Origin of the sequence: Paenibacillus sp. NPDC093718 (genome assembly GCF_050279985.1) — a bacterium.
Taxonomy (GTDB): Bacteria; Bacillota; Bacilli; order Paenibacillales; family Paenibacillaceae; genus Paenibacillus_AQ.
In genome coordinates, this window is record NZ_JBNNUS010000004.1 from 373,556 (window position 1) to 400,537 (window position 26,982).

Genomic DNA, 26,982 nt, shown 5'->3' on the forward strand with positions numbered 1-26,982 from the left:
CGGAGCCTTGTCTCCGCGTTACCACCCTGATTCGCGCCGGCAAGCCGTGCACGCACTCTCGTCATCATCCATCAATGATGTCCCATGGTAACGGCAGGGATTGCCCGGATACGCCTCAAATTATAAACGATCGACGGATCTGCTCCGAGGTGATGGCCATGCATCGCCGCTGACTGCTTCGCACCACCCAGCAGTTCTCTGGCTCAGCTTCCTTTGCGACCCTGGCGTCCTCATCCTAGCATGTTTGAAAATTTAACTCAGTTTACTCCCGGCGGCATCCAGCTGTCAAGCCCGATTTCACCTATGAAGAAAGGCTGGAGAATCCCGCTCATTTGTTATTAAAACGGAAGACCAGCATATCCCCCTTCTCCGGATGGACGCCCTCATGCTCCGTATATCGTCCGCCCGTGTACGTGTTCAACGTTTTTCGCCAAAAAATCTGGGTACTCATATTGCGCTCGGTCGGATTTGTTTGCAGCTCCCATGCACCTTGGAAATGATCGAACACAAGCTCAGCCGCACGTTGGGCTACACCTTGTCTTCGAAAAGTCCGAAGCACAAAAAAATCATTCAAGTAGTACTGGATATTCGGCGATGGAATGTATGGCGTGGTCGCCACCAGGGCCAACCCTGCCGCAATACCATCTACGGAGATCAGATAAGGAAAAAGAACCGATGGCTGCTCCCACCACACATCGAGCTGCTTGCTCTGCTCGCTTAAGGTCGGCACTTCTTCTTTTTCAAATACACCGAACCGGTTAGGACGGACCCCCCATATCTCAGCAATGTCATGCAAGTACAGCGGATATATGTTATGCAGAATAAATGACTGTTCCTTCGGGCATAAACGTACCTCAATATTCACGGTCAATCCCCTCCCTAATGAATGATGTATGTAAGTTTGGTATGTCTAGGATAACATATTTACTCCCCCAAGAGGTTTACAGGTATGTAAATTGCGTTACGAATGAAGTAAAAATCTGTTAATCCTATCCTATATATCACCATGATTTCATTATATGTCCTACAGCTCATCCAAAATAATGTTGAATTCTGTTAATTTATATCATGCAAAGAGCCAACCGAATGTATGCATCGGTTGGCTCTTCGTTTTCTCAGAGTTGGGTTTGTAGTCTTATCCAACCTTAAAACCCTTGCCGTCAAATCCTCCTGCGAGGAAGCTTACTCCGTCAAACCCAGGGCATTCCGCGCCATCGTCATATACTCTTCCTGACCTGTCAGGAGAGCAAACTGGGCGATCAACACGGGGTACGCGGCATGCTGCTCGACAATATGATCGAACATGCGCGGCCATACCTTACCTCCGGCTTGTTCATACCGCTCCAACAGGACACGGAGATTATGCTCGCCATAAATAGCGTAGTATAACACGAAGTCTTTGGCGGGACTTGCTACCTCGGACTCCGTCCAATCCAAAAGTCCGGTCACCTGCACGCGCTCATCAATCAGAATATGCGGGGGATGAAGATCGCCATGGATGAGGGCAGAATGCGTCGGCCAATAGGAATCCTCCTCCAGCCATTTTTGCCATCTCTCCCACAGCGCATCGGAGACGCCCAGACGGCTCTTGATGTCTTCCATATTTCGGGCTGTCTCCACGCGAACCTCTTGGGGACTCTTCACCCGCAGACCTGCTGCTCGGGCTGCATCATGATCGACGCCATGCAAGGCAACCAGCGCCTCAGCCAGTGAGCGGATAAACCCGTCGCCCGGATTCTCATGATCCATATTCCATGCATATCCTTCCATGCTGACGGAAGCGGCAGGCTCCCCGCTTAGCAGCGGGTAGGCGATGAGCTCCGGCGTGTAAATCTGCCAATCCGGTACATCAACCGGAAGATGGGATTGAATCAGCTTCAGGACCCGAGCTTCGTTATCTGCTCTTTCCAGCACATCCGATCGTCTCGGTTTACGGAGAATCCACCGCGCTCCAGTTCCTGCTTCCTCTGCGAATCCAACAAGGAAATCCATGCCGGATTCATTCATCTCTATTCCCTCCGGCATCAAATTCACCCCGTGTTTTCCGGCAATCTCCAGCATCTCTTGTATCACCTGTGAATAATCATCATTTGGTTTTGCTATTGTCATAAGGAATCAATCCCCTTCCATATTTCATTGCATCAAGGCCGTCATTACAACAAAAAAAACACAGGCATCGAACTGCCTGTGCTGGGTAACCGGAACGGGTCTTAGCTGTCCACCGTTCCTCGAATGCCTACTTGAAATACACATTCAAATAAACAGGAAGGTGAGAACACCGTTATCCCGCACTTGAAAGACATACATTTCTATAGACATATCATAAAAATGGGTTACGTATAAAAGACGGACCCATCCCGATTACCCTGCATCTGTGCAGGTCTCTTTAGCGCTATATCATTAGCCGCGAAAAGATCTCAATCGGGAATAATCCAACATACGTAACCCTCCGTTCGTTATAAGTTGTGTATAACTTTACCATAACCATCCGTAGTTTGCAAGACCTGCTTCGGGAATGTATCCACTTTTCATGTAGAAGCTGTGATCCGTAATAGCTCAGCACAGAATGACCAAGCCACCCCGCAAGTGCCTGTTCGCGTCTTCCGGCTCTATTCCGTTTCCTGTAAATGCTCTTTGCAAAAAATCAAGAGTTCTTCCTCTTCCTCAGGCTCCATATCGAAGTCCAGGTACTGGTCCGTTGTCCGCTCATAGAAGTCGTACTTTACAATGCGCGAGCGCTCCTCATCATCCAAGTAGATCACTCTCAAATAGACGCCGTGCTCCGAGTAAAGCTCGTCATCCTCCGGCACGTCCAAATCACATACAAACTCAAAGCGTTTGCCGGTCAGGATTCCAAAGGGATCCTTCACCAGTTCAACGCTGTATTCTTTGATTGTCAGCATATTCTCATCCTTTCTATCACTCTGCTCATTATACACAACAGCGCATTTTGAGCCGGGCAGTCAAATATCAATCAACCCGATCTATCGTATGCAAGCCTGCCTTTATTTATCGTCCTCTTGACCGGTCCGTTCCTTCCCCTTCGCAGTTGCGGCGAACGATCGGGTCATGGACTTGATCAACTCCACTTTACGGTAACGCAAGGCGGACCAATCCTCATCAATAGCGATTTGCCGGACGGGCTCATATCCCTCGTCAGCAAGAATGCCCGTAACGCTCTCCCGGCTGCAATCGGAGTTCTTGTAGGTTTTGGACGACTTCTTGGGGTAACACAGCCACAGCAGGCCGTTGTCAGTCACAGAGTTAGCTGCGATCTTGGCTAAGCGCTGCAATTCTTCATTGCTTGTCCCGAAGGCTTGCACAAAATCGTAAGGTACTTGCTTAGGCTCCGTATGAACTTCCCCTTGCAGGGAATTGATGACCTCATGATAGGCCTGTGGTGCGTTTAGCATCAGAACCGGTTGGCCGAGGTCCTTGAATTGCAGCTTTTTGACGGTTGGATGTGTCTCCAGCATGTTAAAGTCTCCTTACCTCTCGATTCAATTTTTATATATAACGCTTCGGATTTTATTAAGAAGAGCATACCCATATAAATGGGTACGCCCTTGCAGCTGATCAATCCACAAGGCGGATAAATCCCCTTGGGATTGCGCGTTATTCTTGTTACTGCGCTTTCTTAATCTGCTTGCTTCGCAGCTGCCCGCAGGCCGCATCGATGTCGGTTCCATGCTCCAGACGAACGCTGCAGCTGATGCCTTGTTTTTTCAAAGTATCGTAAAAAGAGGTAATCGATTCTTTTGTGCTGCGCTGATATTGGCTGTGCTCATCCACCGGGTTGTACGGAATGAGATTCACATTCGCCAGATTGCGTCGCTCGCCAATAAGTTCTGCCAGCTCAAGCGCATGCTCCCGCTGATCGTTCACATCCTTCAGCAGGATGTACTCCAGCGTGATACGGCGATTCGTTTTTTCCAGATAATAATCAATTGCCGCCATCAGCTTCTCGATCGGAATTGCTTTGTTAATCTTCATAATGCGGGTCCGAATCTCATCATTCGGCGCATGCAAGGAGATGGCGAGATTCACGCCCAGATCGCTGTCCGCGAACTCGACGATTTTGTTAGCCAGTCCGCTGGTCGATACCGTAATATGACGGGGACCAATGGCAAGCCCCTTATGATCCTTGATCACGCGAATGAAATCCGACATGTTCTCATAATTATCAAACGGCTCCCCGATCCCCATCACCACGAGATGGCTGACCCGCTCGCTGTTGCCTTGTTGATCCAAGTGAAGCTGAACCTGCATGACCTGCTCCACAATTTCCGCTGCGGACAAATCCCGGCTTTTCTTCAGCAAACCGCTGGCGCAGAAGCTGCAGCCGATGTTGCAGCCGACCTGGGTAGTCACACAGACCGACAAACCGAATTTATGCCGCATTAATACGGTCTCAATCAGATTGCCGTCCACCAGCTTGAACAGGAACTTAACCGTTCCGTCCAGAGACTCCTGCTTGGTGTGCTCCTCCAAGGTCAGAATCGTATAATGCTCCGCGAGCAACTGCAAGCATTCCGGATGCACATCCGTCATATCGGAAAAAGCGGTGACCCGCTTCCGATACAGCCACTCCCATACCTGTGTTGCCCGAAACTTTTTATGTCCACGCTCGCCTAGCCAAGCCGTCAACTGATCTAATGTTAATCCATAAATGGATGGTTTGTTCATTGATTGGTCCTCTTTCTATTCATAGTCCACTCCTTATTGTCCCAAAATTCCGAAGCGAACACAAGGGGAGTTATAGGCAATTCACGCTTCTTATACGCAAATCAGGATTGACATATCCAATAAATACCTTTATCTTATGATTGACTGATTTATTCAATCATAAATATAGAGTGGAAGGGAGATACCGCTTCATTCGTTAAGGACGTTCACCGCTATTTGCCCTGCTCCTTTATCCAAATTTGAAAATCAGGGAAGATACATTTCGTTTATTATTGACTGACTAAATCAATCTATATCGGAGGTCTTCGAATGAAAACAAAAGGTAAAGCGCTCATTCTAGGTGGAGGCATAGCCGGACTATTCGCTGCAACCGTGTTATCCAAGCATTACGAAGAGGTGATCATCACGGATCGGGATGAATTTCCGGCAGGACCGGAAGCTAGGGCGGGTACGCCGCAGGCCTATCATCCGCACCGTTTCCTTGAGCGCGGCAAAATGATCGTGGAACGATGGTTCCCCGGCATAACCGAGGAGCTGGTTCAGCACGGGGCCCATCCCCGGGCGCATAAGTCTGTTAAAATGACCAACCGCTTCGGCACGCTGGAACTGCCCGATGAGCCCAATGCGGGATGCAGCCGATCCCTGCTGGAGTGGACCCTGCGCAGCAGAGTGGCCAAACTGCCCAACGTCACCCTCCTACCGAAAATGACGGCCCAACAATTGCTGTTTGACGCCGACAAGAATACCGTTACCGGCGTGGTGTTCCGGGACAGAAACGTCAAGGAGCCAGCGCTCCTTCATATGAATGCGGATATCGTCGTGGATGCAAGCGGGCGCGGATCCAAGCTCTCGGAATGGCTCCAGAACCTCGGTTATGCAACACCGGAGGCCGAAAGACTGCACATATCCCTTGGTTATAGCACGCGGCATTATAAGGTGCCAGAGGACATCCAAGCTGTGTGGAGCACCATTGTGAACGAAGGAGATCCCTCCTGTGGTATCGGCACGGCCGTATTCAATCCGATCGAGAAACAGATTGCGGAGGTTGTTCTGTACCGCGCGGGAGGAGACTCCTATCCGACAACCGACCATCAGCTGTACGACCAGGAGGCACAAAATCTGTTCGGTGCTTCCATCGGAGATTTGCTTCAGCAGCTTGAACCGGTCTCAAACCCGCGTGGCTACCGGATCGAGGAATGCCTGAGACAGCATTTTGAGCAGATGGAGGATTGGCCATCCGGTCTGCTGGTGCTCGGTGATGCTTTCTGCAGCTTCGATCCGATATTCGGCCAGGGGATGACGGTGGCCGCCATCCAGGCAGATACGCTGGACCAATGCTTGCAATCAATGCAGAATGGAGTTCTGCTTGAGGAGGGATTCGAACGCTTCGCCCTTCTAAAGATTCAATCCGCCATGGAGCCTGCATGGTGGCTTAGCGCAGCCGCGGATCTCAGATGGCCGGGCGTGACATACGAAGGCCACCTGTCCGCCCAAGGATTCTCTTTTGCCCAGAGGCTGCTCGATATATGCCAGGAGCTGGCTTATGCTCATAACGATATGGCCGTATTCGAACGGTATATGATGGTAACGGGTCTCTTCGCCTCACCTCAGGATTTGTTTAATGCCGAATATATCACCGCACTCGTGAATGCAGACCCATCGGGTAAAGGTAAAGCTTGGCTCCATCAAGTATTACAGGAGACAAACTTGCCGCTGGAAGAACTACTCGCGCGGATCATCCCGGTCTTTAATAATGAATTTCTGCCCTTGTCCATGGGATTGCCCGAATAAATCAAATGCGTTATTGTTGATATCAGCAAGAGAATACCATGATGAGGGATGGACGCAATGGCCCCGTTAAACGAAGAACAATTGCATCAAATACGCGACGAACGAAAAGAACAAATCATGCGAGCTGCCATCAAAGTATTTTCCAGAAGAGGTATTTTCGGAACCAAGATGAGCATGATCGCCAGTGAAGCCGGGGTCAGCCACGGTCTTCTTTATCATTATTTTAAATCCAAAGACGAGTTGTTCATCACGCTCGTTCAATGGTCGATGGAGGAGGCACGGCTAGCGCTCTCCGAAATCTATAACGTGCCCGGTACCCCTCTTGAGAAAATTACATTGCTAACCTCCATGATTCTCCAAGAGGATGATAATTCGCACTTTATGCTGATTCAGCAAGCCCGTACCTCGGATGGCGTGCCCGAAGAGGCCAAGCGGATTATCGAGAGCTATTCCATCCATGCCTTTGTTGACCAGCTGATGCCGCTGTTCGAAGCAGGGCAGGACGCCGGTGAGATTGCGGCTGGCGATCTGAGAGAGCTGGTGGCCTGTTATTTATCCGTGCTATCGGGATTAATGACGCTGAAGTCCCAAGGGGATCCGAGCTATACGCCCCCTAAGGCGAAGCTGCTGCTGCGACTGCTTACGAACGGGTAAGGATAATAACACAAACCAAACACACCTCCCATGAAACCACCCGGATCTTTTCCGTACATTTCATAAGAGGTGTGTTTTTGACTATTGGTGCGTGTTCAAAAAGGTCGATTTTCAGCACCGAGAAGGTTGGATGAAGCTAGGGACGTCAGGAGCGGAGCGTACGTTTTGGGTACGTGAGCACCGGAAGGCCCGGCTGAATTCAAGATTCGATGCCGAGCTGCTTCCTGATTCGCTTCGTGATCAAAAGCGGACTTTTTGAACAACCTCTATTGTCGTATATCAGAGGGACGTCTCGGGTTCATGCTTCTCCTGCTCCCGTATCTGCGAGCCATCGCTCAGCGTAATCCAAGTGTCGAACTGCCGCTGTCCTTCATGCAGGCGAATCACCCTCGCACCACGGAGCATGCCTTCCCGGCCATATGTACCATAACCGGTAGCTCTGCCGTAACAAAGACGGATGCCGTGCAGCTCCCCCCAGTAATCATTGATATGATCATGTCCGGCGAACGTGCCCATCACATCGCCCCGCTCCAGCATGGCCGCGAACAGTCCGGTATTCACTTCGGGACAGCACACCCTCTCGAACTTGCTCCCGTAGCACGTTTTCCGTTCCCAGACTTCATGATACTCCGGCAGAGGGATATGGAAAAAAGCCAATGCGGGCAGCGGATTCCCTTGATGCTTGGCGCTGTAAGCCAAGGACGCCATTTCATACCAGCGGATCTGATCTCGCCGAATCCAATCGTACCCCGGAACAGCAGAATGTTCGGACTCTCTCCCTGAATCGAAGAAATACAAGACGGCCGCTGTCTCTTCCCCATTGCTGCCGTATAAAGGAAGCGTATAATTCCCCACGCCATGAATTTCCGGCGAGCCGTGCTCTGCACAGTTGTAGGTGTGCTGCAGGGCTGCATCCATAAGCTCTTCACGTGTGATATCCCCCTCCGTATCGTGATTCCCGAATACGAAGGCCCAGCGAATTCCGCGTGACTCCACCGTCTTGACAACATCCTCGAAGGCCTGCACTGGATCCTGGCACTTTTTCCAGCCGGGATCGGCTTCCCCCGAATAAATGAGATCGCCCGTAAATACCACCAGATCAGGCTGCTCCAGGTCCAGTACCGTTTCCATGCAGCGCCGGCTCATCTGATCCTCCGGTTCCCCATTCTTCCAATGAATATCTGTGAATTGCACAATCTTGAAGGTATGATCGTCTCCGAATCGAAGAGTTGGCTTCAACATAACCGTCTCCTTTACATGGACATGTGGTTTTTTAATGAACTGTTGTGGTTTTATGTGTATATTAGTGGAGGTGTAGGCAAAAAGTCAATGATTTTTCGTTGACAATACCGATTAACCAGCCTAATATAAGATCGAATCCACATCTTCGGTCAAAATCAGTCATATACAATATTGAGGTGAATGAATTTATGTCTGTAACCTATGAGGAACGCAGGGGGAAGATTCTAAATCAATTGGAGCTTGAGGGCAAGGTGAGAGTCCACGCCCTTGCGGAGCAGCTGGAGGTATCCGCGGAAACGATCCGTCGGGATTTGGACCGGTTAGAGAAAGAAGGCCAGCTGCGCAAAGTTTACGGCGGCGCCGTCAAATCTCGTTCCGGGCATATTGAGCCGTCCTTCACCAGCCGTTCCCAGACATGCGCAGAGGAAAAGGCTGCGATCGGTAAACTCGCCGCCTCCCTAGTCAAGGAAGGGGAGACCATTCTGCTGGATAACGGAACAACCACGATTGAAGTCATGCGTTATCTTAAGGACCGGTCCGATGTGACGGTCATCACCCATTCCCTGCCAGTCCTGAATCTGGCGATGGAGATTTTTCAGGGAAAGATTATTTATATCGGCGGGGATATGGACCGGACCAAGCAGGCGGCAACAGGTCCTCTGACCGAAATGCTGCTGGAACAGTTCAAGGTCAATAAAGCATTTATCTCAGTCGGCGGTATCTCATTAACCGATGGCATTACCGATTACAATCTGGATGAAGCCTACATATCGCGAAAAATGCTGGAGCGTTCGGAGGAAGGCATTGTTCTTGCCGATCACACCAAGCTCGGGGTAACCACGTTCTCGAAGCTCGCCAAACTGGAGGACATCTCCATGGTTATCACGGATCCGGGCTGTTCACAGGAATGGGTGGATAATCTGTCCGCCCGCAGCATTGAAGTCCTTATCGGACATTTCTGATGGAGCTGCTATCCCTGCTGTTAGTGCTGTCTTCCGGTCTTACCCATGCCCTCTGGAATCTGTTCACGAAGCGAAGCATTCATAAATCGGTGTTTTTGTGGTGCATCCATTCTGTCACTTTAATCCTCCTGATGCCTTCATTTCTCATGGAGATGTCAGGGCTGAAGCTGGAACCGCACATTTACGGACTTATGCTGCTGTCCATGACCATTCAGGGCTTCTATATTACGCTGCTCTCCAAAGCCTATACCCATGGCGACATGTCTCAGGTATACCCGTTTATGCGAGGGCTTGGGGCCATGCTGACCTCGCTGTGCAGCCTCGTGTTGTTCCATGAGCATCTAAGTGCAGAGGGCTATATGGGCCTTAGCATCATTATCTTTTCGTTATTTGCTTTATCGGGCTTGAGATTCAGAGGCTCTTCCAGCCTGAACCCCAAAGCCTTAATCTATGCTTGCCTGGTCGGGCTTTGCATTTCCGGATATACGCTGACCGACAAGGCCGTTCTGGATGCAGGGGTCTCTCCGATCGCGCTAATCCAATTATCCAATATCAGTTATTTCATCGCTCTCATCGTTCCCGTGTTCCTGTCCAGAGGGCTGAAACAGGAATGGACGGTGAACTGGCGTACGATTCTGCTGGGCTCCGTCCTGGCACCGGGATCGTACTTGCTATTCCTGTTCGCCATGCGGCTTACTCCGCTTGCGCACATCGCGCCGGTCCGTGAAATCAGCACGGTATTCGGCACTCTACTCGGCATCATCGTTCTGCGTGAGCAGCAAGGCTGGCGGCGAATCATTACGTCCGTGCTCATCACGCTAGGTATCATTACCATTGCATCATGGGGGTAGCAACCGCCATTGCTGCAAGCAATCCTGTACACATTTTGCATAATGTCTTTTTCAGCTTCTATGCATAAAGATCAAATGGTTCTTACCGAGGAGGATTTATCGATGGCTAAACGTGTCATTATTCTTGGAATTGATGGAGCAGGCAGGTTCGTTCAAGAAGCGGATGCACCGCATCTTCACGCCCTGCTGCAAGCAGGAGCATACTCGTACGATGCGCAGACCGTATTTCCCAGCATCAGTGCTGAATGTTGGGGCTCGTTGTTATATGGCGTAAGCCCGGACCAACACGGTCTTGATAATGACCGGGCGATCCACGGGCAAATTCCGGAGAGCTTTCCCTATGCTTCACTATTCAAGCTGGCCCGCCAGCAATGGCCGGATGTTCCTCTGTCCGCGTTCAGCTGTTGGGAACCGATCAACACAGGAATCATTGAGAATACGATCAATGTTCATATGGAATCCAAACCGGACCCCGAGCTGACGGAAGCCATTGTCGATTATATTCATCAGCAGCCCCATTTCAAACTGATGTTCATTCAGTTGGATCACCCCGACGGCGCGGGCCACAAGTATGGATTCGGTACCGATAAGCAGCTGAAGCAGATTGCCGTTACGGATAAGTACGTTGGCATGATTGTCAAAGCACTGGATGATCAGCAGCTGCTGGAAGACACGTGGATCATCACGGTTACGGACCATGGCGGCGGAGGCGCTCATCCTAATGACCATGGCAGTGACCACCCGATGGATATGACCATCACCTGGGGGATTACGGGTCCAGGCGTAAAACCCGGCCTTCTCGACGCTCCGATCAGCATCATGGACACGGCCGCCGTCATCGGTCATGTGCTGGGGCTGCACACACCGGATTGCTGGGAAGGTAAGGTGCCTGAAGGAATATTCTAATCCAGAAATTCGAATTATGGCGGAAGCCCGTCCTAATTTATGATCATTTATTCAATATATAAAAAGCCGGCGTTTACACGCCGGCTTCTTTTGTAATGAGGATCTCTTCTGTTGTCTTCACGTCCGCAAACCATCTCAGGGTAGCATTCACATGATCTATGATCTGCTGCGCGGTTAACACCGAATTGTTCCACGTGCTGTGTGCATCGGATACCAGCGTGACATCATAGCCCAGACTGGACGCTCTCCTGCACGTGGTGTCTACGCATAACTCACTCTGCATACCTGCAAGAATCACATGTTCTATGCCTTGCCGCTTCAGTTCCTCTTTAAGTGAGGTGTTATAGAATGAATCCGGTCTGGTCTTCTGAATGATTGCATCCGACATCGCAGGCGCGATCTCGGGGTTAATCTTCCACGCCTCCGACCCTGCCCTCAGACCCTCGTCATTATGTTGTATGTAGAGGATAGGAATGCCGCCGTTTCTGGCTTTTGCAATCAGCTGCTTGAGATTGTGGAGCAATCGATCCCCTTCAAACACCGGATCATTCACTTGAAACATCTCATTCTGTACATCAATGACCAAAAGCGCACTCTTCTTCAACTACAACACCCTCCTGTACGATCAATTTACTCATCGACTTTATTATAGAACGAACGTTCTTGTTATGTATATGAAAATTTAGATTACTCATTAAAGAATGAACCCACTTCGCACAAAAAAAGGAATCCTCTTTTAGAATTCCTCTGCGTCTTCTTCAGCTCCCATCGTAAAGTCGATAACAAGCAGCCAAGGCAACCTTCAGCTACTCCTCCTCGACAATAACCCCCGGGGTTGCCGACTTTATCTTTGCATTATACTGATGAAGTTTCCTCATCGTCTTGTAAAACTGCTGTAACTCCTGTTCATCCAGAACGTCGAACATAGAGGTTTGGAAATCCGACAACTGCGGAATAATTTCTTCCAGCAGGGCCTGTCCCTTATCCGTTAGCGAGATATACTTTACCTTCCAATCCTGCTTGCGGACAATCAGATCCAGCTTCTCCAGCCGTTTTACCATATGGGAGACACCGCCGCCGCTAATGGAAAGATATTCGGCCAGCTCCTGCTGTGATAAAGGTTGGTGCGCGAAGACCTGGATCAAGACGTCAAATTGGGCAACCGTGATGCAGAACGGCTGTAAGAACTCATTCGAGAGGTGATTGCCGATCTGTTGAAAACGGGTGATCCGAATCCAGGACAGCATAGCTAATCGGTTCTCCTGATGAAATCCCAATTGTTTCATTGACTCCATTCACCTCCCTACCATAATCACAGTCAATTTATCACTCAAGTGATAAACTGTCAAATCAACGCCCGCAGGGAAGCGATAACCAGCCATGACTATTTGGTATATCAATTAATGTCTTATCCGTTTATTATACATACCAATTTATTCTCTTCAATCTATTGGTCTTGGCAGCGTCTAATCTTGAAATATATCTATATACACGATACTATGGACATAGAATCTTTGAACTATATGAACCCGAGCAGTGTATTCCTTTTGTGTATTCGAACATAATAACTGTAACTTTTTATTTAATTTATCATTAGACTTTGACATAAACGCCACAAAATGATATATCAAATTCAGGGAGTAGATCCGCTATGGAACAAATTCCACTATATCAACATATCGTAAATGCTTTAACGGCCAAGATTGAATCGGGGGAGCTCCAGGCTGGAGATCAGCTTCCGACCGAAGCCGAGATTTCGAAGGAATACAACGTCAGCCGGATCACCTCGAAGAGGGCGCTGACCGAGCTGGAGAATGCCAAGCTGATCTACAGGATCCAAGGCAAGGGAAGCTTCGTGAGCACAGACAGAGCCCCTCAAAGGCACCTGAGCAAGACGAATAAGGAGATCCTGCTGATTCTGCCGTTCGCCCATAACCCGGGACTTGGTGATTACGAAAAAGGCATCAACGAATATCTCGCAACGACCGACTATACTTTGAACATTCAGTCCAATACGATTGTCGGACAGCGGAAGCTGCTGGAGTCCGCGCTTCACAGCGCCTATTCGGGGCTGATTCTCTACCCGATCAGCAGCATCTCGGATCTTGGCATTCTGTATCAGTATCACCTGGCACAGTACCCGCTGGTGACGATGGATAAATGCATTGAAGGGATTCCGTTCCGGTCGGTTGTCTCCGACAACTTCGGCGGCGGATACCAGGCTTCCAAACATCTGATCGAGAATAATCATAAGAAAATTGCCTTTATCTCCTCCTTGAAGGTAGAGAACTCTTCCTCGATCCGAGAGCGGTATTTCGGCTATTTGAAAGCTTTGTATGATTACAAACTGATAGATTACAGCGTCAATGACTTGACCGACCGGTACTTAACCCATGACAACGACAACGGCAGAGAATACTATATTCAGTTTATTCAAGCCGTTGTGACGCAAGGAATTACGGGTATTGTTGCCGAGAATGACCTCATCGCGATCGAGATCATTCAGATTGCCAAAGAGATGGGGCTGTCGGTACCGGATGATTTCTCCATCGTGGGCTTTGACAACATCCATCTCGCGGGCTTCGTTGAGCCCATGCTGACCACCATCTCCCAGGATTTCGGACAGATGGGGTATCAGGCTGCACGAAGCCTTATCACCCTTATTGAGAACCCCAAGGATCACCTCTCTGAGAATACCGTGGTTCCCGTTCGTCTCATTGAACGTCAGACCGTAAAGAAGCTGTAACACGCCTATTTTTTACAAACCAAAGGAGACTTTAACATGCTGAACTATATCGATACAAGGCAAGGCACCAACAATCAATACACCTATTCCAACGGGAATGCGCTCCCTTATACGGGTGTACCTTTCGGTATGAACCACTTTGTTGTCCAGACCAAAAACGAAGGAAGCTGGTTCTTCAACCCCAATGACCGCGTCTTCCAAGGCATTCGCCTGACGCACCAGCCTAGTCCATGGATGGGCGACTTCGCCCACTTCCTGATGACTCCGATTGCGGACGACAAAATCAGGGGGTCCGTCTTCACCTGTCAAAGCTCCTACCGGCCAGAGGAAGCGATATTCAAGCCCCACTATCTCAAAGTGAAGCAGCAGCGTTATAACATCACCACGGAGGTGGTGCCCAGCACCTATGGTGCGGCAATGCGCATCAAATACAATTCCGGGCAGCAGGCAGGCTTCGTGCTGAACGTTCATAACAAAAGCGAGTTCCGACTGGATGCAGCCCAGCGCAGGATAACCGGCTATGTCAGCAACTTCGCAGACTGTCACGATAAAGGATTCCGTATGTACGTGGCCATGAGCTTCAGCAAGGACATGGATCTCTCCACGACAGGTTATTACGACGCCGAAGGCCAGTTCTTCCCTGAGGTTGCTTTTGGCAATGTGGACCAGCATGTCGTCATTCGCTTCAATGACTGCGAAAGGGGCACGCTGGACGTTAAGCTGGCGACCTCTTTCATCAGCTTGGAGCAAGCGGAGCTTAACCTTGCACGCGAACTGAACACATCCCTGGATGAGCAGAAGGAAATGGCGGCACAAGCCTGGAATCATTACCTGAATAAAATCCGGGTCGCTCACTCGAATGAAGAATATATGCGCACCTTCTATACTTGCCTGTACCGCATGTTCCTGTTCCCGCAGAAGTTCTATGAGCTTGATGCCAATATGGAGCCGGTTCATTACGATACAACCTCCCGATCCGTCAAAAAAGGCGTTCTCTATACCAATAACGGCTTCTGGGATACTTACAAAACCGTATATCCGCTCTATTCCATCATCGCGCCGAAGGAATATGAGGAAATGCTGGAAGGATTCCTGAATTCCTACCGCGAGACCGGCTTCCTGCCGAAATGGCTGTCCCCGGATGAGCGCGGACTGATGCCGGGCACGCTTATTGACGCCGTTATTGCGGATGCGGCGGCTAAGGGATTGGCCAAGCATCTGCTGCCGGAACTGCTGGAGGCCATGCTGACCGCAGCCACCACGCAGAGCGGACAGAATTGCTATGGACGTCAAGGAACGCTGGACTACATCAAGTACGGTTACGTTCCGAGCAGCTATCACGAGAGCGTGAACCACACGCTGGATTACGCATACAGCGACTACTGCATCAGCCGCGTGGCCGATGTCTTGGGCCGGTCGGATGTAGCCGAACAGTACAGACAAAGCGCGCTCAACTACAAGAATATCTTCGATGCGGAAAACGGGTTCATGCGAGCAAAAGATCAGAACGGCCAGTTCCGTCCGGATTTCAACGATACGAGCTGGGGCCTCGATTATGCCGAAGGAAGCGCCTGGCAGACCAGCTTTGCGGTATTCCAGGATTTCCAGGGCTTGATCGAAGCGTACGGTTCGAAGGAGCGCTTTTTCGACAAAATCACCGAATTGTGCAATAAAGCACCGGACTTCGACGTGCGGGGCTATGGCTTTGAAATTCATGAGATGAGTGAGATGGCCGCCATCGATTATGGTCAGCTGGCGATATCCAACCAGCCGAGCTTCCATATTCCTTATCTGTTCAACTATGTCGGGCAGCCCGCATCGTCCCAGGTTGTCCTCAAACAGCTGATGTCGAACCTGTTCAACAGCGGCTTTGACGGATTCCCGGGCGACGAGGATAACGGCAGCATGTCCGGATGGTATGTGTTCAGTTCCATGGGCTTCTATCCGGTATGTCCGGGCAGCAATGAATATGTTCTCGGCATCCCGCTATTCGACAGCGTGAGCATTGAGCTGCCAAGCGGCAAACAGATGCTGATTCATACCGACAACAACAATTCACAGTCCAATTTCGTGGCGAACGTCCAATTAGAGGGACAGGATTACACCAAGCTATACATTACGCATGAGGATATTCTGGCAGGCAAGTCCCTCGATTTCCGTCTCGGGCTTGCTCCAAGCTACCGTGCTTATAGCGCCGAAGAACTGCCGTTCTCGATATCGAAAAAGTAACGGCATTAAAGAAACAAATAATTGTATATCGATTGCACAAGGGACATCCCGACCAGGCCGATTCTTGACCTGTCTCGGATGCCCCTTTTTCGTTTAGCGCATTTAAAGTACCGTCTTAAGCGGAATCTGTTAACCGTAAAATGATTGAAACACCCATACCGTGGGGCTCCTTCTCTAATATTGAAATAACAGGAATTTTCAAAATCGCCCCGGGTAATAATACAGTTGATCTACATTATGGCCTATTGCTATAGAATCGTGGGGTGATTTTCGTTGTGGTCAGTCATTGTAACCTATATTCCGAAGTGGACCATTTGGGTTCAGGCCTTGCTACTCGTACTGGTACCCATCCTCTTGCTGGCGTTAACCAAGGGGCTTCGGAAATCTATTAATACGAGTTACTCCCTCAAGCCGAGCGAGCCTTCTCCCCCCAAGAGGGAGGATAGTGTCTCGCCGCAAGTTCTTATTACAGGGCTTTACGATACGGATTTAACATCCGTCCGTAAAGCAATCGGTAACAACGCGGACGTAGAGTTCAGGGAATTTACGATCCGGGGCACGGGAACGCGGGCAGCCATCGTTTTTGTCGACGGATTACTAGATAGCGACCTTATCGACACCCATCTCATAAGACCCCTCATGTTGGAGGGGGTTCCGGAGACGGAACAGGAAAACTTCAATCATTCAAGCGATACCATCAAAGCCTATATCAGCAGCCAGATGCTACCTGTAAGCGAGATCAAACATGTCGGTGAATTATTGGAGCTCGTACAAACTGTTCTTGCAGGTACCCCCGGTTTGTTGGTAGATGGAATGCAAGGAGCCTTTCTCGTTGGTTCAGCCAAGGGGAAGAGTCGAAATCTGGAGGAGCCTCTATCCGAAGCCCTTCTTCGAGGTCCCCGTATCGGATTTACCGAAAGACTGTCAGACAATACAGGCATGCTTAGGCTTCACGGAAAGAACGAAAGTCTTCAGCTCACCCGTTTCGAGGTAGGAAACCGGGTGAAAAAAGATCTGATCATCGCCTATATGAAAGATATCGCCGACCCCAATCTGGTTGATGAAGTCGTTGCGCGCATCCAGAAACTTGAAATCGACGACCCTCTTGAATCGGGATATATCGAGCAATTAATTGAAGAAAACGTCATGAGTCCTTTTCAGCAAATACAAAATACTGAGAGACCGGATAGGGTCATCGGCGCTTTGCTGGAGGGGCGGGTGGCTATTCTTCTTGACGGCACGCCCTATGCGCTAATCGTGCCTGTCACGTTCAGCATGCTGCTGCAGTCGCCGGAGGATTATTACGAGCGATGGATCTCGGGCTCCTTTGTCCGCTTATTGCGGTTTCTCTCTGCCCTCCTGGCGCTTCTTGCTCCCGCACTGTACATTTCGTTTATTTCGTTTCATCCCGGGCTGATTCCGACCAAGTTAGCGCTGACCATTATCGAGACCAGGCAGGGTGTGCCCTTCCCCTCGATCATCGAAGCGCTCATCATGGAAATCGCCATTGAAATATTACGGGAGGCCGGGATCCGGCTGCCGAAACCCATCGGGCCTGCGATGGGCATCGTAGGCGGTCTGATTATTGGCGATGCTGCCGTACAAGCAGGGATTGTCAGTCCGTTTCTCGTTATTGTCGTGGCCGTGACCGCTATTTCTTCCTTCACGATCCCGGTCTACAGTGCCGGAATTACACTGCGCGTTCTTCGGTTTACCGCGATGTTCTTTGCGGCAGTGCTTGGGCTGTTTGGCGTTGTGATGTTCTTCCTTCTTCTCTGCAGTCATTTGGTCATACTGAAGAGTTTCGGCGTACCTTATGCAAGTCCAATGGTGCCTTACGGGATCAATGACTTGAAGGACTTCCTCATTCGGTTCCCGCTGAAAGTGATGAAGAAACGACCTCAAATGTTAAACCCGAAGGACCCTGACCGCAGAAATTAATCATTCTATGCACGAAATGAGGCTAAGACCATGAGCAGCACAAATAACAGCGCCCATGACCAGATCACCACATCCCAAGCCGCCGTCATGATCATTAACTACATGCTGGGTGCCGGTATCCTGACGCTTCCCAGAACGACGGTGGAGGCCGCCAAAACGCCGGATGTGTGGATCTCGATTCTCATCTCCGGTTTGTTCATCCTGTTGGCAGGATTGATCGTCGTGGCGTTATGCCGAAGATTCCAAGGGAAAACGTGGTTTCAATTTGTACCTGAGATCACCGGGAAATGGCTGGCTTTTGTTTTAGGTCTGCTGTTTATTGGTTATTTCATTACCATTGCCGCTTTTGAGATCCGGATAATGGCGGAGGTAACCGGGTTATATCTGCTGGAAGGCACGCCCGTTTGGGCCATCGTGATGACCTTTATGTGGATCGGTCTGTATTTGACCACCGGGGGGATCAACAGTATCGCCAGAATTTGCGAGATCATTCTGCCGATTACGCTGGTGTTTTTCCTCATAGCGATCCTGCTGAGCAGCAATATTTTTGATATCAAAAATTTAAGGCCGGTACTCGGCTCAGGGTTTATGCCCGTGATTCGGGGGTTAAAACCATCTTTGCTATCTTTTACGGGTTACGAGATCATGTTTGTTGCCATGGCGTTTATGAAGTCTCCCAAAAAAGGTACCAAAGCCATGGTCGTTGGCATTACGGTTCCCCTGGTCATCTATTTAATCACCGTCATTATGGTTATTGGCGGGCTGTCCATAAACGGAGTTAAGACAAGAACATGGCCGACACTGGACTTAATGCGGAGCTTTGAAATGCAGGGACTGATATTCGAGCGTTTTGAGTCCCTACTGCTTGTCATCTGGATCATGCAAATTTTCTCGACCTTTGCGGTCACGCATTACGCAGCCTCGCTTGGATGGTCCCAGCTGCTTAAGACGAAAATACGGCCCTTTCTCTTTATTCTGCTCCCTGTCATCTTCCTCATCGCAATGATTCCGAAAGACGTATCGGAAACATTCAAGCTGGGAGATATCGTAGGCAATGCCTCTATCTATCTATTTGGCGCTTTACCATTACTCTTGCTTCTGATCAGCATCGCCCGTAAGAAAGGTGTGAAGCCGAAATGAACTCCTATACAAGATTTACGTCGATATTGACCGCCAGCATCCTGCTGCTTCTGACTACCGGCTGCTGGAGCAGCAAGGAGATTGAGGATGTCAGTGTTTATGTCGGATTGGGCCTGGACACAGCCAAGGAATCCCAATTCGAACGGGATATCAATAAACAAGGAGCAGCCTATCCAAAAAAGAAGGTGCTGACAGCAACGGTTCAGATCGTCCCGCCCATTACCGGGAAAACCGAAAAACAAGGGGGGGGCGGTTCGTCATCACCAAGCAAGGCTTACCTGAATGAACAATTGACAGGGGATTCTATTCTCCAAATATTTCGCCAGTTCGCTTTGCGTAGAGACCGCCCGCTTATTGGCCACCATCTGAAAGTCATCGTGATTTCAAGCGAATTGGCAAGAAGGTACAGTCTCGAGCAGGTATTCGACTTCATTCTCCGCGATAATGATATCCGCCCCAGCTGCCTAGTGGTGGTAAGCCACCGAAGCGCGCTCGAAGCGTTAAGCTCCACTGAACCCGGGGAGATCCCTGCCTTCTACTTAACGGGACTCGTGGATAACCGGTATCGCTCCAATAAAATCATCCCCCCCGTGACACTCGTTAAGCTTGACAGCGCCATGCAATCCGGGGAGAGCTTCCTGTTACAAAATGTCGTTACCGCTCAAAGCGAGCATAAATTCTCGGGAGCCGCCATTTTCAAAGGCAAGACCAAGAAATGGATCGGTGAATTAAGCCAATATGACATTGAAGGCTTATCCTGGATTACGGCAGACGTGAAGGGAGGGGCGTTGAAGACGTATGCGGCAAAAACCGGGCATACCATAACTTATGAACCCAAGAATTCCCACAGTACCATCATCCCCAAGGTTCAGGGAGATGAAATTTCATTTCATATCAAGATCCATTCCGAAGGCAGATTAATCGAGGACTGGAGCTTTCCGGAAATCCCCTCATCGGGGCAATACATCAAAGAGATAGAGAAGCAGTTCGAAGAGGAGGCCCGTAAACAGATCGAACAGGTGCTGGACAAAATGCAGCATGTCTACCATGTGGACGTCGGAGGCTTTGGCGACGAGCTCCGTATCAAACATCCAAGATTGTGGAAGAAATTTAAGTCGGACTGGGATGAAACCTTTAGCCATGTCCCGATTACGTATGAAGTCAACATGAACATCACGGACTTCGGTTCTTCAACGGATTAAACGAGCGCTGACGATACGGTCAGCGCTCTTTAAGTTTTTGCTGTTGATTACAGCAGAAACATTGCCACCATGGTAGTAACGGCAAGACCCAGCAGCACCGGCTTCAGATTCCGTCTTGCCAGCTCGAACGGGCTGACCCCGCAGATGGCGGCGGCCGGGATCAATGCCCACGGGATGAGTGTGCCGCCGCCTACCCAGATTGCCGAAACCTGCCCAAGTGCTGTCAGCGTAGCCGCATCTGCGCCAATGGCCGTAGCAAACAACTGCGCGATCGAGCCGGCAAGGGAGATGCCCGAGAAGCCGGAACCGTCAAGACCCGTAATCGCCCCGGTGATCGTCAATGTCACCGCACCCACCGCACCGTTCAGCGGCACCGCATTCGCCAGGGCAACCCCCAGGTCGTTCACGATTCCATGGGACGCTTCCGGAAGCACGTTACCGAACAAATCGGTAAACGCCGCATCCCCCAGATAGAAGAACGCCGCGATGGGAATGACAGGACCAAACACCTTGAATCCAAACATAAAACCTTCGATCAAATACGAGGTGACCTTCTCCAATCCCCGGTTACGATGAGCTACCAGGGCAATGACACTGAGGATCAGGACGGCTGTGCCGCCGACCAAGGCCGTTGCATCCCCGCCTTGCAGCTTCAGGAAGAACATGGCGACAACGTCTGCCGCGAACAACAGCAGAATGGCGATAGCCAACCATTTTTTCATTGCCGGGGATATCGCCGCAACAGCATCGTCCTCTTCGGTACGCGTGGTGAGCGTGTCTCCCGTGCTTTTAATGGTTACCAGTCCATCTCTCCAGCTGCCGTTCCGCTGATCTTTGCGCATCATCCAGAATGCCGCCACGGTTGTCACAAGTCCCATCACGATCACGAGCGGCACACTGGCAGCCATGACACTGGATACAGGCAGTCCAGCTGCATCCGCGGTTAATTTAGGCGCACCCTGGATAATATAATCTCCCGATAGCGCAATGCCGTGCCCGAACAGATTCATCGCCACCGCTGCACCGAGGGCCGGCAAACCCACACGAATAGCCACAGGGAGCAGGACCGCACCAATTAACGCAACTGCCGGTGACGGCCAGAAGAAAAAGGACGTTACCATCATAATGATTCCGATGCCCCAGTAAGCCATCGCGGGAGTGCGCAGAAAACGGGTTAGCGGAGCCACCATCGTCTCGTTGATCCCCGTCTTGATCAAGACCCGGCTCATCGCAACGATGATGGATATAATCATGATGGTGCCCATCAGCTCTTTGGTCGCATAGATGAATGAATGAAACACGCCGGAGACCGAGCCGCTCAGCGTTTCCGTTGCCAGAAGGCCAAGCGCAAATATTCCGGTAATACAGACAAGCGCCGTATCACGCCGCCGAATCAACAGTGTCATGATCAGGACGATAAACGCCAGATATACCCAGTGAATCGCGGTTAAATGAATCCCCATATGAAGTCACGCCCTTTCCAGGCAGCAGGTTTGATGTGACTACATCTTATGCACGGGCCTGGGCAAAGGTTAATTTGGGATCGTACAACGGGTTACCTTCCGTTCAGAATCATGAACCTTTAGATTTCCAACGCCCTCTCCAATTCGGTATAGTAAGTACATAATGTAGTTTAGGAGTTAAAAGGAGCTGGAACCGTGTATACCATCCTGATTGTGGAAGACGATGAACGAATCGCGGATAAATTAAGATCGGCTATCTCCAAATATGATTTCAACGTACGGATCACCGAAGACTTCAGCCGCGTGATGGACATTTTTGCGGATACGAAGCCGGATCTGGTTCTGCTGGACGTCAATCTGCCGAAATTCGACGGGTTCTATTGGTGCAGGCAAATCCGTACCCAATCGCACTGCCCGATCATCTTCATCTCGGCACGCGACAGCGGCATGGACCAGATCATGGCGCTCGAAAACGGGGCCGACGATTATATTACGAAGCCGTTTGACATGGAGCTTGTTCTGGCCAAAGTCCGCAGCCACCTGCGCCGCGCGGTCGGTGCCTATGCCTCCGGTCAGGAGGAGGAGCATACCGTTGAAAACGCCGGTCTCCTCCTGTATCCCGAGCGATTCCTCGTGACCTATGGGGACCGGTCGGCCGAGCTAACCCAGAAGGAAGCTGCCCTGCTGACGATGCTCATGGAAAAAGACGGCCGCGTGGTCAGCCGCGAGCGGCTCCTGGACCTGATGTGGGAAGATCAGCACTTCATTGACGACAATACGTTGAATGTTTATATTACGAGGGTTCGCCGCAAGCTTCGCGAGCTGGGCGCCGGAGATCTCATCGAAACCGTCCGGGGGGCAGGCTATCGGTTCATGACAGACATGGAGCCTCCGCTATGAAGCTCTTCTTGCGGGAGCACCTCCCGCTCATCCTGTTTTTTACCATTCAAATGCTGCTTGTCCCCCTGCTGTACTGGCTTACCGGTGAAGGCAGGCCCTTTACTGTCGTACTATACGGTGTGCTGTTGAGCAGTGTCGTGCTACTTCTCTATCTTGCATACCGGTATCTGTCCCATCGCACGATGTACCAAGAGCTTTCTACAGAGGAGCTCTCGGAGAATGAATTTTCAAACCCTCCCCTGGGTGAAGCGCCACTGCCGGAAGCGATACACGAGCGAATCGGCCATGATGAGCGCTTATATCGCGAACAACTGCATCGGCATCAAAGCCAAACCGACCAGCATCTGGCTTTCGTCAACCGCTGGGTACATCAGATGAAGACCCCGCTATCGGTGATTCAACTGACGCTTGATGAAGTCGAAGAGGCACCCGCCGAGCATATTCGGGAGGAGCTTGAACGAATACGCAAAGGCCTCGAAATGGTGCTGTATACCGCACGCCTGGACCGGTTCGAGCAGGACTTCGCAGTAGAAGCCATTGAACTCCGTGCTGCGGTAAGCGAATCCGTGGTCGAGAACCGCAAGCTGTTCATTCGTAAGGGGATTACGCCGGTGTTCCAAATCGATGATCGGATCTCCGTCTATACGGATGCCAAATGGTTTCGATTTATGCTGGGTCAAATTCTGACGAACGCCGTGAACTATTCCGGCAGCCCCGGCAAGAAGATTCAATTCACCGCAGAAGCAGCAGGGAAACACATCAAACTTCATATCCGCGATGAGGGGATCGGCATTGCGCCGGAGGACATTAACCGGGTGTTCCATCCCTACTTCACCGGAGAGCGCGGTCGACAATATCATGAATCCACCGGCATGGGCCTGTATCTTGTCCGTGAAATCGCCCATAAGCTGGATCACTCCGTTGAGTTGGAATCCACGCTCGGTGAGGGAACCACCGTTACATTGACGATGCGCAGAGCCGAAAACCAAGACACATCTAAACCTTAGGTGTGTCATCTTTGTATTGGGGGAATGACCACAAACTTCACGCCGATATCCTCAAGATGCGAACAAAATATACGAACATAACCTTATGGCAGATGTAAGCTCCGTTTCACCTAAATCCATAGCAAGGTTAGGTCAGTATACGATAAAGTTAGGTTACACTAAGATGTTGTTCAAAAAGTCGTCTTTTGATCACGAAGGGAGTCAAGAAGTAACTCGGCATCGAATCTTGAATTTAGCCGGGCCTTCCGATGCTCACGTACCCAAAACAGCAGATGCTTTCGAAGGCGTTTTCTGCGAAAACGTGTAGCTCCGCTCCTCACTCCCTAGCTTCATCTAACCTAAAGCGTTTTGAAAAAACGCACTTCGGAAGCATTAGCTTCGGTGCTGAAAATCCGACTTTTTGAACTCGCACACTAATAAGGTATACAGAAAGGAGCTTCTGAGTTTATGGATATTCTTGAAGTAAAAGCATTAAACAAAGTATATGCGGGCAAAGTGGCGACACAAGCTCTTACCGATATTCATCTCACCATCAAAGAAGGAGAATTCGTCGGCATCATGGGTCCTTCAGGCAGCGGTAAAACCACCCTGCTGAACATGGTATCCACCATCGATCGTCCAAGCTCGGGCGAGGTCAAGATCGGAGGTAAAAATCCTTATACCATGAAAAAAAGCGAGCTTGCTCACTTCCGCCGCAGACAGCTCGGTTTTGTATTTCAAGACTTCAATCTGCTCGATACGTTAACGGTTGCCGAGAATATCGTGCTTCCGCTTACGCTGGACCGCCGTCCGCTAAAGGACATGGATTCACTGCTGCAGCAAACCGCTTCACGGCTTGGCATCCGCGAAATTCTGAATAAACGCGTGTACGAAATTTCGGGAGGTCAACGACAGCGCACCGCGATTGCCAGGGCTATCATCGGAGCGCCTCTGTTGCTGCTTGCGGATGAGCCTACAGGCGCACTCGATTCAAACTCCTCCCGGATCGTAATGGAGTCGCTCGCCGAGATTAATGAACGGGACCGAACCACATTAATGCTGGTTACGCATGATCCTCTGGCCGCAAGCTATTGCAACCGCATCGTTTTTATTAAAGATGGCAAACTTGCCGCCGATATTCACCGCGGAGAGAACCGGCAGACCTTTTTCCAAAAAATCATCGATACGCTATCGTTCTGGGGAGGGAATACAAGTGAGCTTTCCTCAATTCGCGTTTAACAACGTCCGGCGTAACGCACGTCAATATTTCGCTTATCTGCTTAGCAGCTCGTTCATGGTCATGATTTTCTTTACGTATGCGGTATTCATTTATCATCCGGCTATCGAGAATTCGCCTATGGGGGCCATGACCCGTACAGGAATGACAATTGCCACCGTGATCGTGTATGTGTTTGCGTTCTTATTCGTGCTGTATTCGATCAGCGTCTTTCTGAAGTCGCGGAACCGGGAATTTGGCATATTGACGATTCTCGGAGCCGAAGCCAAACAGATCAATTGGTTGATCTTCCTGGAGAATATTCTGATTGGCGCCATTGCCATCGTAACGGGCATCGCCAGTGGAATGCTGTTATCCAAGGTATTCCTTCTCATCAGCACCAAAGTAATCGATATGGACGAGCTGCCGTTCTATTGGCCGGTCAAAGCCATGCTGCTGACAGCCGGTGCTTTCACTGCGCTGTTTCTTGTCATCTCGCTCTTCACCTTGTTGTTTATCCGGAAGAATCAAGTCCTAGAGCTTCTCAAAGGCACCAGCAAACCGAAAACCGAACCAAAAGCCAATCTATTCCTGGCCCTCTTGGGCGTGGTACTGCTTACCATCGGCTTCACCGTCCTTCGCGTCAAAGAGTTAGACCCTACGGGACTGATGATCGCTGCGGTATCCGGAATTATGGGCACGTATTTCTTCTACTCCCAGCTATCCGTGTGGATTGTCCGAATGCTGCAGCGAAATCGTAGGGCCACCTGGAAAGGAACGAACCTGCTGTGGATTTCCGAGATGAGTTACAAGATCAAGGATAATGCCCGCATGCTGTTTCTCGTCACGGTTGTGGTTGCGCTGGCTTCCATGAGCACCGGTTTTGTACTGGCCATGCAGCAATCGATCCGATCGGTATATTTGGATAACCCGTACGCGCTTAGTTACAGCTACTATAGCAATGCCGACGAGACGAAGGTGCAGGAAGAGTTGGCCCTGGTTGAGAATCGTCTGCAGACAGAAGGGCTGGAGTATAAACGGGCGGAGGTCGAGACCATCTACTACCGCTTGTCAGCGAATGGGGAGGACTCCTTACACATCGTGCCGCAATCCCAATACGACCGTTTAGCTGCCATGATGAATACCAAGCCGGCTGGGACACTCGGCGAGAATGAAGCCTTATTGGCGGAAACCCCGAATGCAGCGAAGAAGAGTAAAGGGAAGCTAACGGAAGCGGATATCGAATTATCCGGTCAACCCTACTCTTTCAGCTTGGAGAACCGCACAGACCGGATTGCGGCTTTGGTATATAGCGGCAGATTGCTGGTCGTTACGGACACCATGTTTGAAGAGCTAAGGGGCGGGAATAAAGCAGATAGAATCAGTGTGAATCATACGTACCCGTTTATTCTTCCCGATTCCCAAGGACTCCCCCAGAAGGATGATCCTGAAACCAGGCTCGGCCTTGAGCTGTCGGAATGGAACGGAAGTGCAATCAGTGAAGGTTATATAGAATCCAGAGCGGAGAACTATTACACCAATAAACAGGGCTTTTCGTTATTCAGCTTTATCGGTGTGTTTGTCGCCTTAATCTTCTCGATCTCAGCCGCAAGCTTCCTGTATTTCAAGCTGCATACGGAGCTTTCGGCGGACCAGGCGATGTACCGTTCCCTGTCCAAGATCGGACTCAGCGCCCGGGAGATGAACATCTCCGCAACGATTCAGATTGCCGTGCTGTTCTTTATCCCCATTCTGGTTGCAGCCCTGCAGTCCTTAGTCGTGCTCGACCCGATTCTCGGATACCTGGATGTTCCGAATGTAAACGGACCTGTATTGGCAGCCTCATCGGCATTCTTGGCCGCCCAAATGATTTATTTCCTGATCGCCAGAGCCCGTTATATTAAATCCGTTAATGGGATGATGGTGTGAGCATGCATACAGGTCCAAAAGACACAGCGACTCAGCACCGGCCAGCCATTGGAAATGGACGATTACATTTTTTAGACCAATTCAGAGGATTTGCCCTCCTGGGTCTGCCGTTCTTAATGTGCTGGCGCTTTGGCTCAT

The 26,982-nt window shown here is 50.3% G+C and carries 23 protein-coding genes; 14 read left to right on the plus strand and 9 right to left on the minus strand.

Annotation, left to right across the window (positions count from 1 at the left end):
* Nucleotides 1–328: 328 nt before the first annotated feature.
* The 5 genes from ACQKPA_RS14550 to rlmN form a co-directional block, all read right to left on the minus strand.
* Nucleotides 329–865, minus strand: a complete 537-nt coding sequence (locus tag ACQKPA_RS14550; protein WP_427493305.1) for a GNAT family N-acetyltransferase — start codon at nt 863–865, stop codon at nt 329–331.
* A gap of 317 nt (nt 866–1,182) precedes the next feature.
* Nucleotides 1,183–2,109 (minus strand): macrolide 2'-phosphotransferase MphI, encoded by a 927-nt coding sequence (mphI, locus tag ACQKPA_RS14555; RefSeq protein ID WP_427493307.1) that lies wholly within the window; start codon nt 2,107–2,109, stop codon nt 1,183–1,185.
* Nucleotides 2,110–2,609: 500 nt separating this feature from the next.
* A complete protein-coding gene (locus ACQKPA_RS14560; RefSeq protein ID WP_427493309.1) occupies nt 2,610–2,903 on the minus strand; it encodes a DUF6509 family protein in 294 nt (97 codons plus the stop codon).
* A 102-nt stretch (nt 2,904–3,005) separates the two neighbouring features.
* Nucleotides 3,006–3,476 carry a DUF3052 domain-containing protein gene (locus ACQKPA_RS14565; RefSeq protein ID WP_427493311.1) on the minus strand — a complete coding sequence of 157 codons (471 nt, stop codon included), beginning with the start codon at nt 3,474–3,476 and terminating at the stop codon, nt 3,006–3,008.
* Between the two features lie 148 nt (nt 3,477–3,624).
* On the minus strand, nt 3,625–4,686 hold the full coding sequence (rlmN, locus tag ACQKPA_RS14570) for a 23S rRNA (adenine(2503)-C(2))-methyltransferase RlmN (protein WP_216533597.1): 1,062 nt from the start codon (nt 4,684–4,686) through the stop codon (nt 3,625–3,627).
* Nucleotides 4,687–4,995: 309 nt separating this feature from the next.
* Between rlmN and ACQKPA_RS14575 the strand changes: the two genes are divergently transcribed.
* Nucleotides 4,996–6,477, plus strand: a complete 1,482-nt coding sequence (locus ACQKPA_RS14575; RefSeq protein WP_427493314.1) for an NAD(P)/FAD-dependent oxidoreductase — start codon at nt 4,996–4,998, stop codon at nt 6,475–6,477.
* Nucleotides 6,478–6,534: 57 nt separating this feature from the next.
* On the plus strand, nt 6,535–7,131 hold the full coding sequence (locus ACQKPA_RS14580; RefSeq protein WP_427493316.1) for a TetR/AcrR family transcriptional regulator: 597 nt from the start codon (nt 6,535–6,537) through the stop codon (nt 7,129–7,131).
* 279 nt (nt 7,132–7,410) lie between these two features.
* Here ACQKPA_RS14580 and ACQKPA_RS14585 read toward each other — a convergent pair whose 3' ends face one another.
* Entirely contained in the window at nt 7,411–8,370 is a 960-nt protein-coding gene (locus ACQKPA_RS14585) for a metallophosphoesterase family protein (RefSeq protein WP_427493567.1), read from the minus strand.
* Between the two features lie 191 nt (nt 8,371–8,561).
* Between ACQKPA_RS14585 and ACQKPA_RS14590 the strand changes: the two genes are divergently transcribed.
* From ACQKPA_RS14590 to ACQKPA_RS14600, 3 genes are all read left to right on the plus strand, one after another.
* Nucleotides 8,562–9,335, plus strand: coding sequence for a DeoR/GlpR family DNA-binding transcription regulator (locus ACQKPA_RS14590; RefSeq protein WP_216533599.1), 774 nt, complete (start codon nt 8,562–8,564; stop codon nt 9,333–9,335).
* On the plus strand, nt 9,335–10,186 hold the full coding sequence (locus tag ACQKPA_RS14595; protein WP_427493318.1) for an EamA family transporter: 852 nt from the start codon (nt 9,335–9,337) through the stop codon (nt 10,184–10,186). Before ACQKPA_RS14590 ends, ACQKPA_RS14595 begins: the two co-directional genes overlap by 1 nt.
* Nucleotides 10,187–10,288: 102 nt before the next feature.
* Nucleotides 10,289–11,092 (plus strand): alkaline phosphatase family protein, encoded by an 804-nt coding sequence (locus ACQKPA_RS14600; RefSeq protein ID WP_427493320.1) that lies wholly within the window; start codon nt 10,289–10,291, stop codon nt 11,090–11,092.
* 73 nt (nt 11,093–11,165) lie between these two features.
* On the opposite strand, the gene ACQKPA_RS14605 is transcribed toward ACQKPA_RS14600, so the two are convergent.
* Together ACQKPA_RS14605 and ACQKPA_RS14610 are read right to left on the minus strand one after the other, a co-directional pair.
* On the minus strand, nt 11,166–11,696 hold the full coding sequence (locus tag ACQKPA_RS14605; protein WP_427493322.1) for a cysteine hydrolase family protein: 531 nt from the start codon (nt 11,694–11,696) through the stop codon (nt 11,166–11,168).
* 202 nt (nt 11,697–11,898) lie between these two features.
* Nucleotides 11,899–12,378: a MarR family winged helix-turn-helix transcriptional regulator gene (locus ACQKPA_RS14610; protein ID WP_427493324.1), complete on the minus strand. Its 480-nt coding sequence runs from the start codon at nt 12,376–12,378 to the stop codon at nt 11,899–11,901.
* Nucleotides 12,379–12,743: 365 nt separating this feature from the next.
* On the opposite strand from ACQKPA_RS14610, the gene ACQKPA_RS14615 reads away from it, so the two are divergent.
* The 5 genes from ACQKPA_RS14615 (at nt 12,744) to ACQKPA_RS14635 (ending at nt 20,350) form a co-directional block, all read left to right on the plus strand.
* Nucleotides 12,744–13,838, plus strand: coding sequence for a GntR family transcriptional regulator (locus tag ACQKPA_RS14615; RefSeq protein WP_427493326.1), 1,095 nt, complete (start codon nt 12,744–12,746; stop codon nt 13,836–13,838).
* Between the two features lie 36 nt (nt 13,839–13,874).
* Nucleotides 13,875–16,067: a GH92 family glycosyl hydrolase gene (locus ACQKPA_RS14620; protein WP_427493328.1), complete on the plus strand. Its 2,193-nt coding sequence runs from the start codon at nt 13,875–13,877 to the stop codon at nt 16,065–16,067.
* 273 nt (nt 16,068–16,340) lie between these two features.
* Nucleotides 16,341–18,008 (plus strand): spore germination protein, encoded by a 1,668-nt coding sequence (locus ACQKPA_RS14625; RefSeq protein ID WP_427493330.1) that lies wholly within the window; start codon nt 16,341–16,343, stop codon nt 18,006–18,008.
* Nucleotides 18,009–18,038: 30 nt separating this feature from the next.
* Nucleotides 18,039–19,148 (plus strand): spore germination protein, encoded by a 1,110-nt coding sequence (locus ACQKPA_RS14630; protein ID WP_427493332.1) that lies wholly within the window; start codon nt 18,039–18,041, stop codon nt 19,146–19,148.
* On the plus strand, nt 19,145–20,350 hold the full coding sequence (locus tag ACQKPA_RS14635) for a Ger(x)C family spore germination protein (RefSeq protein WP_427493334.1): 1,206 nt from the start codon (nt 19,145–19,147) through the stop codon (nt 20,348–20,350). The genes ACQKPA_RS14630 and ACQKPA_RS14635 overlap by 4 nt, the downstream gene beginning before the upstream one ends.
* Before the next feature lie 47 nt (nt 20,351–20,397).
* On the opposite strand, the gene ACQKPA_RS14640 is transcribed toward ACQKPA_RS14635, so the two are convergent.
* The gene (locus ACQKPA_RS14640) at nt 20,398–21,813 is read right to left on the minus strand and encodes a hypothetical protein (RefSeq protein ID WP_427493336.1); all 1,416 of its coding nucleotides are present in this window, start codon (nt 21,811–21,813) and stop codon (nt 20,398–20,400) included.
* A 195-nt stretch (nt 21,814–22,008) separates the two neighbouring features.
* Here ACQKPA_RS14640 and ACQKPA_RS14645 point away from each other — a divergent pair, with 195 nt between their 5' ends.
* The 4 genes from ACQKPA_RS14645 to ACQKPA_RS14660 all read left to right on the plus strand — a co-directional run bounded on the left by ACQKPA_RS14645 (nt 22,009) and on the right by ACQKPA_RS14660 (nt 26,844).
* Nucleotides 22,009–22,713 (plus strand): response regulator transcription factor, encoded by a 705-nt coding sequence (locus tag ACQKPA_RS14645; RefSeq protein WP_427493338.1) that lies wholly within the window; start codon nt 22,009–22,011, stop codon nt 22,711–22,713.
* Nucleotides 22,710–23,720 carry a sensor histidine kinase gene (locus ACQKPA_RS14650; RefSeq protein WP_427493340.1) on the plus strand — a complete coding sequence of 337 codons (1,011 nt, stop codon included), beginning with the start codon at nt 22,710–22,712 and terminating at the stop codon, nt 23,718–23,720. Before ACQKPA_RS14645 ends, ACQKPA_RS14650 begins: the two co-directional genes overlap by 4 nt.
* 447 nt (nt 23,721–24,167) lie before the next feature.
* Nucleotides 24,168–24,938, plus strand: coding sequence for an ABC transporter ATP-binding protein (locus ACQKPA_RS14655; protein WP_427493342.1), 771 nt, complete (start codon nt 24,168–24,170; stop codon nt 24,936–24,938).
* Nucleotides 24,913–26,844, plus strand: coding sequence for an FtsX-like permease family protein (locus ACQKPA_RS14660; protein WP_427493344.1), 1,932 nt, complete (start codon nt 24,913–24,915; stop codon nt 26,842–26,844). Before ACQKPA_RS14655 ends, ACQKPA_RS14660 begins: the two co-directional genes overlap by 26 nt.
* Nucleotides 26,845–26,982: the final 138 nt, after the last annotated feature.